This window comes from Variovorax sp. OV329, assembly GCF_900114785.1.
Classification (GTDB): domain Bacteria; phylum Pseudomonadota; class Gammaproteobacteria; order Burkholderiales; family Burkholderiaceae_C; genus Variovorax.
Genome location: NZ_FOUG01000002.1, coordinates 284,993 through 297,669, shown reverse-complemented (window position 1 = coordinate 297,669; position 12,677 = coordinate 284,993). Strand labels below are relative to the sequence as shown.

10 protein-coding genes are annotated in these 12,677 nt (G+C 66.8%); 8 read left to right on the top strand and 2 right to left on the bottom strand.

Annotated features, from left to right (window positions below; translation table 11 throughout):
- Positions 1-5 precede the first annotated feature (5 nt).
- Together ugpA and ugpB are read right to left on the bottom strand one after the other, a co-directional pair.
- Positions 6-887: a sn-glycerol-3-phosphate ABC transporter permease UgpA gene (gene ugpA, locus BM345_RS04145; RefSeq protein ID WP_093375829.1), complete on the bottom strand. Its 882-nt coding sequence runs from the start codon at positions 885-887 to the stop codon at positions 6-8.
- Positions 888-1,043: 156 nt separating this feature from the next.
- Positions 1,044-2,354, bottom strand: a complete 1,311-nt coding sequence (gene ugpB, locus BM345_RS04140; RefSeq protein ID WP_093375827.1) for a sn-glycerol-3-phosphate ABC transporter substrate-binding protein UgpB — start codon at positions 2,352-2,354, stop codon at positions 1,044-1,046.
- 149 nt (positions 2,355-2,503) lie between these two features.
- Here ugpB and serA point away from each other — a divergent pair, with 149 nt between their 5' ends.
- The 8 genes from serA to ubiB all read left to right on the top strand — a co-directional run bounded on the left by serA (position 2,504) and on the right by ubiB (position 12,621).
- Positions 2,504-3,739, top strand: coding sequence for a phosphoglycerate dehydrogenase (gene serA / locus BM345_RS04135; RefSeq protein WP_093375825.1), 1,236 nt, complete (start codon positions 2,504-2,506; stop codon positions 3,737-3,739).
- Between the two features lie 86 nt (positions 3,740-3,825).
- The gene (locus tag BM345_RS04130) at positions 3,826-7,722 is read left to right on the top strand and encodes a DUF3683 domain-containing protein (protein WP_093375823.1); all 3,897 of its coding nucleotides are present in this window, start codon (positions 3,826-3,828) and stop codon (positions 7,720-7,722) included.
- Between the two features lie 62 nt (positions 7,723-7,784).
- Entirely contained in the window at positions 7,785-8,168 is a 384-nt protein-coding gene (locus BM345_RS04125) for an HIT family protein (RefSeq protein WP_254789522.1), read from the top strand.
- Positions 8,169-8,172: 4 nt separating this feature from the next.
- Entirely contained in the window at positions 8,173-8,595 is a 423-nt protein-coding gene (locus BM345_RS04120) for a gamma-butyrobetaine hydroxylase family protein (RefSeq protein WP_093375821.1), read from the top strand.
- A 73-nt stretch (positions 8,596-8,668) separates the two neighbouring features.
- Entirely contained in the window at positions 8,669-9,400 is a 732-nt protein-coding gene (gene ubiE, locus BM345_RS04115; RefSeq protein ID WP_093375819.1) for a bifunctional demethylmenaquinone methyltransferase/2-methoxy-6-polyprenyl-1,4-benzoquinol methylase UbiE, read from the top strand.
- A gap of 30 nt (positions 9,401-9,430) precedes the next feature.
- Entirely contained in the window at positions 9,431-10,441 is a 1,011-nt protein-coding gene (locus BM345_RS04110; RefSeq protein ID WP_093375818.1) for a Tim44 domain-containing protein, read from the top strand.
- Between the two features lie 60 nt (positions 10,442-10,501).
- Positions 10,502-11,059, top strand: a complete 558-nt coding sequence (locus BM345_RS04105; RefSeq protein WP_093375816.1) for a ubiquinone biosynthesis accessory factor UbiJ — start codon at positions 10,502-10,504, stop codon at positions 11,057-11,059.
- On the top strand, positions 11,056-12,621 hold the full coding sequence (gene ubiB, locus BM345_RS04100; protein WP_093375815.1) for a ubiquinone biosynthesis regulatory protein kinase UbiB: 1,566 nt from the start codon (positions 11,056-11,058) through the stop codon (positions 12,619-12,621). Before BM345_RS04105 ends, ubiB begins: the two co-directional genes overlap by 4 nt.
- Positions 12,622-12,677: the final 56 nt, after the last annotated feature.

The window sequence follows — 12,677 nt, the reverse complement described above, 5'->3', positions numbered from 1 at the left end:
GGCCATCAGTACTGGACCTTCTTTTCGACGTAGCGGAACTGGATCACCGTGAGCGCGACGACGATCGCCATCAGCACCACCGACTGCGCGGCCGAGCCGCCCAGGTCCAGCGCCTTGAAGCCGTCGTGCCAGACCTTGTAGACCAGGATCGCGGTGTCGCGTCCCGGGCCGCCCTCGGTCGTGGCGTGCACGATGGCGAAGGTGTCGAAGAAGGCATACACGATGTTGATCACCAGCAGGAAGAAGGTGGTGGGCGAGAGCAGCGGGAACTGGATGTCCCGGAAGCGGCGCAGCGGTCCGGCCCCGTCGATGGAGGCGGCCTCGATCAGCGCCTTCGGGATGGATTGCAGCCCCGCCAGGAAGAACAGGAAGTTGTAGGAGATCTGCTTCCACACCGCTGCCGCCACGATCAGCGAGAGCGCCTGGTTGGAATTGAGCAGGTGGTTCCAGTCGATGCCCACCTTGCGCAGCCAGTAGGTCACGATGCCGATGCTCGGCGAGAACATGAACACCCACAGGATGCCGGCGATGGCCGGTGCGACCGCATAGGGAATGATGAGGAAGGTCTTGTAGGCCAGCCCGCCGCGCAGGATGCGGTCCGCGAAGATCGCCAGCACCAGCGACAGCGCGATGCCGATGCCGGCCACCAGCACCGAGAAGATCGCCGTGACCTTGAAGGACTCGATGTAGGCCGGGTCGGCGAACAGCGTCTTGAAGTTCTCCAGCCCCACGAAGGACACCGACGTGCCGAAGGCGTCCTCGGATTGCATCGACTGCAGGATGGCCTGGCTGGCCGGCCAGAAAAAGAACACCAGGATCACCACCATCTGCGGCGCGATCAGCAGCCAGGGCAGCCAGCCCGACCTGAAAAGAACGCGTTTCTCCATACCTCAACCCCTCAAAAAACGAAACGCCCGCCCCGACATCAATTCAGGGCGGGCGTGCGAGTCTACTGCGGCGTCACCTCACCGGCAGGCACCCTCCCCGCTTGGCGGGGAGGGCAGGGAGGGGTGCCACTACACGCTGAAAGCGAGCAAGGGCTTTCAGCCCTTGTTCGCTTTCTGGAAGCGCTCGAGCTGCTCGTCCCCCCGCTTGACCGCGGTGTCCAGTGCTTCCTTGGCCGTCTTCTTGCCGCTCCAGATCTGCTCGGTTTCCTCGTCGATGATGGTGCGGATCTGCACGAAGTTGCCCAGGCGCACGCCACGCGACTTGTCGGTGGTCTTGCGGATCATCTGCGTCACGGCCACGTCGGTGCCCGGGTTGTCCTTGTAGAAGCCCGAGGCGTCGGTCAGCTTGAAGGCGGCCGTCGTGATGGGCAGGTAGCCGGTACGCTTGTGGCTTTCGGACTGCACCTTGGTATCCGACAGGAAGGTGAAGAAGCTGGCCACGCCCTTGTAGTGCTCGGCCGGCTTGCCCGACATCACCCACAGGCTGGCGCCGCCGATCACGGTGTTCTGCGGCGCGCCCTTCACGTCGGAATAGACGGGCAGGGTGGAAATGCCGTACTTGAACTTGGCGTCCTTGGCCACGCGTGCGTACAGGCCCGAGGAGCCGGTCATCATGGCGCACTCGCCCGAGGGGAAGGCGGCGTCGGGCGTGTTGTTGCGGCCCTTGTAGACGAAGGTGCCGTCCTTGGCCATCTTGGCCAGGTTCTCGAAGTGCTTGACGTGCAGCGGCGAGTTGAAGGCCAGGCGCGCCGAGGTGCCGCCGAAGCCGTTGTTCTGCGTCGCATACAGCGTGTTGTGCCAGGCAGAGAAGCTCTCGAGCTGGGTCCAGCTCATCCAACTGGTGGTGAAGGGGCACTTGTGGCCGCTGGCCTTGAGCTTGTCCGCGGCCGCGATCACCTCGGGCCAGGTGGTGGGCGCCTTCTCGGGGTCGAGGCCGGCCGCCTTGAAGGCGTCCTTGTTGTAGTAGAAGATGGTCGTCGAGCTGTTGAAGGGGAAGCTCAGCATCTGGCCGTTGGGCGCGGTGTAGTAGCCGGCCACGGCGGGCACGTACACGCTGGGGTCGAACTTGGCGCCGCCCGAACTCATCACCTCGCCCACCGGCTTGATGGCGCCCTTGGAGGCCATCATGGTGGCGGTGCCCACTTCGAACACCTGCAGGATGTCCGGCGCGTTGCCGGCACGGAAGGCCGCGATGGCCGCGGTCATGGACTCGTCGTACTGGCCCTTGTAGGTGGGGAGGATCTTGTAGTCCTTCTGGCTCGCGTTGTACTGCTTGGCCAGGTCATTGACCCACTCGCCGAGCGGGCCGCTCATCGAATGCCACCACTGGATCTCGGTCTGTGCGTGGACGGGGGCGCTGAACACGGCCGCCAATGCGGCGGCAGCCGCGACGCTCTTGAATTGCATAAGGGAACACTCCTGCTTGGGGAATACGGAACCGTGTAGGGTATGTGTCAGTTGTTACACAGCGGAGTCAGCGTTTGTCACATGTTTTGCGACGCGCATGTCACCGTGGAAACCCTTTCCGATTGTCACCTCTCCCCTAGAAGGCTTTCATGACCAGCGCGCGCACTTCCCTGCCCAAGGACAAGATCCACTTCCTGCTGCTCGAGGGCATCCATCCCTCGGCCGTGCAATCGCTGCACGAGCAGGGCTACACGCAGATCGAGCAACTGACCGGCGCGCTGGGCGAGGAGGAGCTGAAGTCGCGCCTGGCCGACGTGCACTTCCTGGGCATCCGCTCGCGCACGCAGCTCACCCGCGCCGTGTTCGAGGCCGCCCCCAAGCTGGTGGCGGTGGGCGCCTTCTGCATCGGCACCAACCAGATCGACTTGGATGCGGCGCGCGAGCACGGCGTGGCGGTGTTCAACGCGCCCTTCTCCAACACCCGCTCGGTGGCCGAGCTGGTGCTGGCCGAGGCCATCCTGCTTCTGCGCGGCGTGCCCGAGAAAAGCGCGGTGGCGCACCGCGGCGGATGGCTCAAGTCGGCCGACAACGCCTTCGAGATCCGGGGCAAGACGCTGGGCATCGTGGGCTACGGGTCCATCGGCGCGCAGTTGTCGGTGCTGGCCGAGGCGCTGGGCATGCAGGTGGCGTTCTACGACGTGGTGACCAAGCTGCCCCTGGGCAACGCCCGCCAGGTGCGCAACCTGCACGAGCTCCTGGGCCAGAGCGACATCGTCAGCCTGCACGTGCCCGAGACGGCCGCCACGCAATGGATGATCGGCGAGGAGGAAATCGCGGCGATGAAGCCGGGCAGCATCCTCATCAACGCCTCGCGCGGCACGGTGGTCAAGATCGAGGCCCTGGCCGCGGCGCTGAAGGAGAAGAAGCTGCTGGGCGCCGCCATCGACGTCTTCCCGGTCGAGCCCAAGAGCAACAAGGACGAGTTCCAGTCGCCCCTGCGCGGGCTGGACAACGTGATCCTGACGCCGCACATCGGCGGCTCCACCATGGAGGCGCAGGCCAACATCGGCCTGGAGGTGGCCGAGAAGCTGGTGAAGTACAGCGACAACGGCACCACCACCTCCTCGGTGAACTTCCCCGAGGTGGCGCTGCCGGCGCATCCGGGCAAGCACCGGCTGCTGCACATCCACCGCAACGTGCCGGGCGTGCTGTCCGAGATCAACCGGGTGTTCGCCGAGAACGGCATCAACATCGCGTCCCAGTACCTGCAGACCAATGACAAGGTGGGCTACGTGGTGACGGACATCGACGCCGCCTACTCCGACCTGGCCCTGGAAAAGCTCGCGCAGGTGCCCGGAACCATCCGAAGCCGGGTGCTCTTCTGAGCCCGCGGGCAGGGTGCCGGGCCCTGCCTTAAAATCAGGGGCCCCGGTTCATGAGGCGCGCAGCGCCCGGCCGAGACCCCATCCCGATGAATGCTCCGACCGCGTTGACCGCGTTGTTGTCGCAGGCCGCAGAGCCCGTGCGACTTCGCGAGATCCCGTACAACTACACCAGCTTCTCCGACCGCGAGATCGTGATCCGCCTGCTGGGCGAACGCGGCTGGTCCCTGTTGCAAGTCTTGCGCGACGAGCGCCGCACCGGCCGATCGGCCCGCATGCTCTACGAGGTGCTCGGCGACATCTGGGTCGTGCAGCGCAACCCCTACCTGGTCGACGACCTGCTGGACAACCCGCGCCGCCGCAGCCAGCTGGTGGAAGCGCTTCACCACCGCATGGCCGAGGTGCAGAAGCGCCGCACCCCCGAGGCCGACTCGCAGCGCGACGCCCTGGTGGGCGAGCTCACCGGCATGGTCTCGCAGGCCATCGACGCCTTCGACGCCATGTTCCGCGACGTGGCGGCGCTGCGCCGCAAGGCCACCCGGGCGCTGCGCCGGGTCACGGCCAAGGACAACATCAAGTTCGACGGCCTGTCGCGCGTCTCGCACGTCACAGACGCCACCGACTGGCGGGTGGAGTATCCCTTCGTCGTGCTCACCCCCGACACCGAGGCGGAAATGGCCGAGCTGGTGCGGACCTGCATCGAGCTGGGCCTGACCATCATCCCCCGCGGGGGTGGCACCGGCTACACCGGCGGCGCCATTCCTCTTACCTGGAACAGCGCGGTCATCAACACCGAGAAGCTGGAGGCCATGACCGAGGTCGAGATGGTCTCTCTGCCGGGCCTCGAATCGCCCGTCCCGACCATCTACACCGAGGCCGGCGTGGTCACCCAGCGCGTGGCCGATGCGGCCGAGCGCGCCGGCTTCGTGTTCGCGGTCGACCCGACCTCGGCCGAGGCTTCCTGCGTGGGCGGCAACGTGGCCATGAACGCGGGCGGCAAGAAGGCCGTTCTGTGGGGCACGGCGCTGGACAACCTGGCCTCGTGGCGCATGGTGACGCCGCAGGCCGAATGGCTGGAAGTGACCCGCGTGGGCCACAACCTGGGCAAGATCCACGACGCCGAGCTGGCCGTCTTCGACCTGACCTACTACGCCGCCGACGGCAAGAGCCTGCTGCGCACCGAGCGCCTGGAAATTCCGGGCCGCAGCTTCCGCAAGGAAGGGCTGGGCAAGGACGTCACCGACAAGTTCCTCTCGGGCCTGCCGGGCATCCAGAAGGAAGGCTGCGACGGCCTCATCACCAGCTGCCGCTGGGTGGTGCACCGCATGCCGGAGCACACCCGCACGGTGTGCCTGGAGTTCTTCGGCAACGCCAAGGACGCGGTGCCCAGCATCGTCGAGATCAAGGACTTCATGTTCGCCGAGCAATTGCGCTCGGGCGTCATGCTGGCCGGCCTGGAGCACCTGGACGACCGCTACCTGAAGGCGGTGGGCTACGCCACCAAGTCCAAGAAGCACGGCGGCGGCCTGCCCAAGATGGTGCTGGTCGGCGACATCGCCGGCGACGACGCCGACGCGGTGGCGCGGGCGACCTCCGAGGTGGTGCGCATCGCCAATTCGCGCAGCGGCGAGGGCTTCATCGCCATCAGCCCCGAGGCGCGCAAGAAGTTCTGGCTGGACCGCAAGCGCACCGCGGCCATCAGCCGCCACACCAACGCCTTCAAGATCAACGAGGACGTGGTGATCCCGCTGCCGCGCATGGCCGAGTATTCGGACGGCATCGAGCGCATCAACATCGAGTTGAGCCTGAAGAACAAGCTGGCGCTGTGCGACGCGCTGGAGGCCTTCCTCACCCGCGGCAACCTGCCGCTGGGCAAGAGCGACGACGCCAACGACATCCCCACGGCCGAGCTGCTGGAAGACCGCGTGGCCCAGGCCGTGACGCTGGTGCAGGAGGTGCGCGAGCGCTGGGCCGGCTGGCTGCGCGACGTGGATGCGCTGTTCCCGCACCTGCAGGACCACAGCCTGCGCGCCAGCTGGAAGACGCAGATCCGCGCGCCGCTGGAGCAGATCTTCGCCGGCGCCTCCTTCGCGCCCATCCTGGCCGAGTGCAGCGCGATCCACCAGCGCGTGCTCAAGGGCCGCGTGTGGGTGGCGCTGCACATGCACGCCGGCGACGGCAACGTGCACACCAACATCCCGGTCAACAGCGACAACTACGAGATGCTGCAGACCGCGCATGCCGCGGTGGCCCGCATCATGGTGCTCGCGCGCAGCCTGGACGGCGTGATCTCTGGCGAGCACGGCATCGGCATCACCAAGCTGGAGTTCCTCACGGACGAGGAGCTCGCGCCCTTCACCGACTACAAGCGCCGGGTGGACCCCGAGGGCCGCTTCAACAAGGGCAAGCTGATCCGCCAGAATGTCCAAGGACAGGGGCAGGGCGCCGTCCAGGTGCTGCATGCCGACCTGACCAACGCCTACACGCCCAGTTTCGGCCTGATGGGGCATGAGTCGCTGATCATGCAGCAGAGCGACATCGGCGCCATCGCCGATTCGGTCAAGGACTGCCTGCGTTGCGGCAAGTGCAAGCCGGTGTGCGCCACCCACGTGCCGCGCGCCAACCTGCTCTACAGCCCGCGCAACAAGATCCTGGCGACCTCGCTGCTGGTCGAGGCCTTCCTGTACGAAGAGCAGACCCGCCGCGGCATCAGCATCAAGCACTGGGAAGAGTTCGAGGACGTGGCCGACCACTGCACGGTGTGCCACAAGTGCCTGACGCCCTGCCCGGTGAAGATCGACTTCGGCGACGTGTCGATGAACATGCGCAACCTGCTGCGCAAGATGGGCCAGAAGAGCTTCCGGCCCGGCAATGCGGCCGCCATGTTCTTCCTCAACGCCACCAACCCCACCACCATCAAGGCGGTGCGTACCGGCATGGTCGAGGTGGGCTTCAAGGCGCAACGCTTCGCCAACGACCTGCTGCGCGTGGCGACGAAGAAGCAGACCGCGCACCCGCCGGCCACGCTGGGCCCGGCGCCGGTGAAGGAACAGGTCATCCACTTCATCAACAAGAAGATGCCCGGCAACCTGCCCAAGAAGACGGCCCGGGCCCTGCTGGACATCGAGGACGCCGACTACGTCCCGATCATCCGCGACCCGCGCGCCACCACCTCGGAGACCGAGGCGGTGTTCTACTTCCCGGGTTGCGGCTCCGAGCGCCTGTTCTCGCAGGTGGGCCTGGCGACGCAGGCCATGCTCTGGCATGCGGGCGTGCAGACCGTGCTGCCGCCGGGCTACCTGTGCTGCGGCTATCCGCAGCGCGGCAGCGGCCAGTTCGACAAGGCCGAGAAGATGATCACGGACAACCGCGTGCTCTTCCACCGCGTGGCCAACACGCTGAACTACCTGGACATCAAGACGGTGGTGGTGAGCTGCGGCACCTGCTACGACCAGCTGCAGGGCTACCAGTTCGACAAGATCTTCCCGGGCTGCCGCATCGTGGACATCCACGAGTACCTGCTGGAAAAGGGCATCACCCTGGGCGATGCGGCCGGCGGCGGCTACCTGTACCACGACCCCTGCCACAGCCCGATGAAGCAGCAGGACCCGATGAAGACCGTGAGGGCGCTGGTGGGCGACAACGTGCTCAAGAGCGACCGCTGCTGCGGCGAGTCGGGCACGCTGGGCGTGAGCCGGCCCGACATCTCCACGCAGATCCGCTTCCGCAAGGAAGAAGAGCTGAAGAAGGGCGAGGCCGCGCTGCGCCAGGCCGGCCAGGTCGGTGCCAATGACAACGTGAAGATCCTCACCAGCTGCCCGAGCTGCCTGCAGGGCCTCTCGCGCTACGGCAACGACCTGAACAACGGACTGCTCGACGCCGACTACATCGTGGTGGAGATGGCACGCCAGATCCTGGGCGAGGACTGGATGCCGCAGTACGTGGCGGCCGCCAACGAAGGCGGGATCGAGCGGGTGCTGGTGTGAACGCGCTGGCTGTGACGCGTGTGGCTGGCTGTCCTCTTTGCGAAGGCAGCGGTGGCCGATTGGTGCACGAGGCGCCGAAGTTCCGCGTCATCTGCGCTGCCGAGGCGGGCTTTCCCGCCTTCTACCGCCTCGTCTGGCGTGAGCATGTGCGCGAGTTCTCCGACCTGGACAAGGAAGACCGCATGCTGTGCATGGAGGCCGTCACGGCCGTCGAGCAGGGCATGCGCGAGCTGCTCGCGCCCAGCAAGATCAACCTGGCGACGCTGGGCAACGTGGTGCCGCACCTGCATTGGCACGTGATTGCCCGCTACGACTGGGACAGCCATTTTCCGGGCCCGGTGTGGGCCGGGGCACAGCGCGAGCGGGCGCAGGCTCGCGAGGCCGAGGTGGCTGCGAAGCTGCCTGCGCTGGAAACGCGCATCATCGAGCGTTTGAGGAGCATCTGAAGTCATGGCCGGTCTGCAATCCGGGGCGCCGACGCCCCAGTCGATCACGCTGCACGAGAAATCGCGCGTGCTGGAGGTGGGCTTTTCTGACGGTGCCACCTTCCGCATTCCCTTCGAGCTGATGCGCATCTATTCGCCATCGGCCGAGGTGCAGGGCCACGGGCCGGGGCAGGAGATCCTGCAGACCGGCAAGCGCGATGTGCTGGTGGTCGACCTGCAGCCGGTGGGCAACTACGCGGTGCAGCCCACCTTCAGCGACGGCCACGATTCGGGTATCTACTCATGGGACCTGCTCTACGAGCTGGGCGCCAACGAGAAGGCGCTGTGGGCGCAGTACGAGCAGCGCCTGGCCGATGCCGGCGTAGCCCGCGACACGCCGATGGCCGCCAAGGGCGGCGGCGGCGGACACGCCTGCGCAAGCCACTGAAATGCGACAAATGCCCGGCGACCTTGCGGGGTCGTCGGCTTGGAATGAGGGCTTCCGTCCTAACATGCACAGGATGAGCAGCACGCATTTCGGTTTCGAACAGGTTCAAGAGCAGGACAAGGCCAGCCGCGTGCGCGGCGTCTTCGATTCCGTGGCCCCGCGCTACGACCTGATGAACGACCTGATGTCGGGCGGCATGCATCGCGCATGGAAGGCCTACACCGTCATGGTCGCCAACCTGCGCGAAGGCTCGCGCGTGCTCGACATCGCCGGCGGCACCGGTGACCTGTCCATGGCCTTCGCCCGCAAGGTGGGCGAGTCGGGCCAGGTGGTGCACACCGACATCAACGAGGCCATGCTGCGCACCGGCCGCGACCGCCTGCTCGACGCCGGCGTGGCCCTGCCCACCCTGGTGTGCGACGCCGAGAAGCTGCCCTTTCCCGACAACCATTTCGACGTCGTCAGCGTGGCCTTCGGCCTGCGCAACATGACCCACAAGGACGTGGCCATCCAGGAGATGAACCGCGTGCTCAAGCCCGGCGGCAAGCTGCTGGTGCTGGAATTCTCCAAGGTGGCCAAGCCGCTGGAGAAGGTCTACGACTGGTACTCGTTCCAGGTGCTCCCGCGCCTGGGCAGGCTGGTGGCCGGCGACGACGCCAGCTACCGTTATCTCGCCGAATCCATCCGCATGCACCCCGCCCAAGAACAACTCAAGACCCTCATGAAAGAGGGCGGTTTTGGACATGTGGACTATCACAACATGACCGGAGGGGTGGTCGCCCTGCATGTTGGAATCAAGTGTTGAATCCCAGAAGTCTTGCGTAGAGGAGACGTGATGAAGAAATTTTTGCCAGTCCTTTTTGCCTGTGTCATTGCCCTCGTGAGCATGCAGGCGGACGCCGCGCGCATGGGCGGCGGCAAGTCCATGGGCCGCCAGTCGAACAACGTGACGCAGCGTGAAGCCGCGCCGTCCGCACCCGCCAACAATGCGGCCCCCGCCCAGTCGGCCAACCCGTCGGCGGCGAAGCCCGCCGGTGCAGCGCCCGCTGCTGCCGCCCCCAAGCGCCCATGGGGCGCCATGCTCGGCGGCCTGGCCGCGGGCCTGGGCCTCGCCTGGCTGGCCAACTCGCTGGGCTTTGGCGCGGCCTTTGGCAACTTCCTGCTGATCCTGCTGGTGGGTGTGGCCGCGCTGGTCGCCTGGCGCATGTTCGCCGCCTCCCGCAACAAGGGCCCGGCCACCCGCCAGGGCGGCTACGCCTTCCAGGGCGCGGGCGGCCCTGCCTCGGCCACCGCGCCGGCGCAGTACAGCCCCAACAACGTCGGCAACGACGCCTCGGCCCGTCCGTGGGAACGCCAGGGTGCGGCCTTCGAGGCCAGCACGCCGGCGCAGCACGGCTCGGCGGCCCTGTCCGGCGGCACCATGATCGGTTCGGCGCTCTCGGGCTCGCAGAGCTGGGGCATCCCCGCCGGCTTCGATGTCGACGGTTTCCTGGCTGCGGCCAAGCGCAACTTCGTCACCCTGCAGGACGCGTGGGACAAGAGCGACATCAGCAGCCTGCGCTCGATGATGACCGACAGCATGGTCAACGAGATCCGCACGCAACTGGCCGAGCGCGAGTCGCACATGGGCGGCGCGCCCAACAAGACCGAGGTGGTCATGCTCGACGCGAAGCTGCTGGGCATCGAGGAGCTGCCCGACGTCTACATGGCCAGCGTGGAGTTCTCCGGCATGATCCGCGAGGATGTCTCGGCCGGCCCGAGCCCCTTCCGGGAAGTCTGGAACATGACCAAGCCGGTCAACGGCGCCAGCGGCTGGCTGGTGGCCGGCGTTCAGGCGCTGCAGTAGTCGTAGACGGGACGCCACATGCGGGGCCGAAGGGCCTCGCGCAGGCTGGATAATGGGGACATGGCCACACCATCGTCCCCATTTGCTTTTCTGTCCGAGCTTTTCGACAAGGCCTCGGCGCGGCTCCAGCCTCCGGCCTGGGCCATCCACGAGATCCAGCATCGGGCGGTGCTCTTCCTCAACCACGTGCTCCAGCAGGAGCCCGAGGCCCAGGCGCGCGTGAAGCGCCAGGAGGGCCGGGTGGTGGAGGTGCGGTGGCGCAACGTCCTCATGCGGCTGGTGGCCACACCCGCCGGGCTGGTCGACCTGGCGCCCGAAGGCGCCACGCCCGACCTCACGCTGAGCGTCACCCAGGAGAACCCCTTCGCACTGGCGCAGTCCGCGCTGCTGGGTGACAAGCCCATGGTGCGCATCGTGGGCGACGTGCAGTTGGCCGCCGAGATCAACTGGCTGGTCGACCACGTGCGCTGGGACGTGGAAGACGACCTGGCCCGCGTGATCGGCGACGTGCCGGCCCATGCCATCGGCAACACGGCGCGCAAGGTGGTGGCCGCGCTGCGGCAGTTCATCGACAAGGCGGCCCGCTCCGGCCCAGCTGAAAAGCCCGATACCGAATGAGCCGTTTCTATCGCGGCGCGTTCATCGTCCTGGTCGCGCTGCGCTACGGCCTGGACGAGCTCATCCTCACCAGCTTCCAGAAACCCTGGCTGCATGCGCTCGCGCGCATCGTGTCCGTCGGGCGCAAGCTGGACGCACCGCGCGGGCAGCGCCTGCGCGAGGCGCTGGAGCGCCTGGGCCCCATCTTCGTGAAGTTCGGCCAGGTGCTGTCCACCCGGCGCGACCTGCTGCCGGCCGACATTGCCGACGAACTGGCCTGGCTGCAGGACCGCGTGCCGCCCTTCGACTCCCGCGTGGCCATCGCCACCATCGAGCGAGCCTTCCACCGGCCGGTGAACGAGATCTTCGAGCAGTTCGACGAGGTGCCCATCGCCTCGGCCTCGATCGCGCAGGTGCACTTCGCCCGGCTGCGCAAGAGCGACGGCAGCATGCGCGACGTGGCGGTGAAGGTGCTGCGCCCAGGCATGCGCGGCGTGATCGAGAAGGACCTGGCGCTCATGGCCATGATGGCCGGCTGGGTCGAGAAGCTCTCGCCCGACGGCAAGCGCCTCAAGCCCCGCGAGGTGGTGGGCGAGTTCGACAAATACCTGCACGACGAGCTGGACCTGGTGCGCGAAGCCGCCAATGCGGCCCAGCTGCGCCGCAACATGAGCCAGCTCGACCTGGTGCTGATCCCGGAGATGTTCTGGGACTTCTGCCACCCGGAAGTGATCGTGATGGAGCGCATGAACGGCGTGCCCATCGCCCAGCTCGACCGCCTGCGCGCGGCCGGCGTGGACGTGCCCAAGCTGGCGCGCGACGGCGTCACCATCTTCTTCACCCAGGTGTTCCGCGACGGCTTCTTCCATGCCGACATGCACCCCGGCAACATCCAGGTGAGCCTGGCGCCTGCCACTTTCGGACGCTACATCTCGCTGGACTTCGGCATCGTGGGCACGCTCACCGAGGTCGACAAGGAATACCTGGCGCAGAACTTCGCCGCCTTCTTCAGGCGCGACTACAAGCGCGTGGCCGAACTGCACCTGGAAAGCGGCTGGGTGCCGCCCGGCACGCGGGTCGACGAGCTGGAAGCCGCCATCCGCACCGTGTGCGAGCCGTACTTCGACCGGCCGCTCAAGGAGATCTCGCTGGGCATGGTGCTGATGCGCCTGTTCCAGACCTCGCGGCGCTTCCACGTCGAGATCCAGCCGCAGCTGGTGCTGCTGCAGAAGACCCTGCTCAACATCGAGGGCCTGGGCCGCCAGCTCGACCCCGACCTGGACCTGTGGGCCACCGCCAAGCCCTTCCTCGAGAAGTGGATGATCGACCAGCTGGGCCCGAAGAAGCTGCTGCAGCAGTTGCGCGCCGAGGCGCCGCGCCTGGCCAAGCTGCTGCCCCAGCTGCCGCGCCTCATGCACGACTACCTGGAGCGCGAGCCGGTCGACCACCGGCGCGAGCTGCTGGAGCTGCTGGCGGCGCAGAAGCGCACCAACAAGCTGCTGCAGGCCATCATCTACGGTGGCATGGGATTTGTATTGGGTCTGATCGCCATGCAGGTGCTGGTTCGCGTGAAGCTGTTCTGAGCGCCCGCCACGACAAGAGACATCGACAAGAGACATCGAAAAAGAGGACTGAGGAG

Coding starts and splice junctions, on each gene's coding strand:
- ugpA (WP_093375829.1), bottom strand. CDS start 887: ATGGAGAAACGCGTTCTTTTCAGGTCGGGCTGGCTGCCCTGGCTGCTG.
- ugpB (WP_093375827.1), bottom strand. CDS start 2,354: ATGCAATTCAAGAGCGTCGCGGCTGCCGCCGCATTGGCGGCCGTGTTC.
- serA (WP_093375825.1), top strand. CDS start 2,504: ATGACCAGCGCGCGCACTTCCCTGCCCAAGGACAAGATCCACTTCCTG.
- BM345_RS04130 (WP_093375823.1), top strand. CDS start 3,826: ATGAATGCTCCGACCGCGTTGACCGCGTTGTTGTCGCAGGCCGCAGAG.
- BM345_RS04120 (WP_093375821.1), top strand. CDS start 8,173: ATGGCCGGTCTGCAATCCGGGGCGCCGACGCCCCAGTCGATCACGCTG.
- ubiE (WP_093375819.1), top strand. CDS start 8,669: ATGAGCAGCACGCATTTCGGTTTCGAACAGGTTCAAGAGCAGGACAAG.
- BM345_RS04110 (WP_093375818.1), top strand. CDS start 9,431: ATGAAGAAATTTTTGCCAGTCCTTTTTGCCTGTGTCATTGCCCTCGTG.
- BM345_RS04105 (WP_093375816.1), top strand. CDS start 10,502: ATGGCCACACCATCGTCCCCATTTGCTTTTCTGTCCGAGCTTTTCGAC.
- ubiB (WP_093375815.1), top strand. CDS start 11,056: ATGAGCCGTTTCTATCGCGGCGCGTTCATCGTCCTGGTCGCGCTGCGC.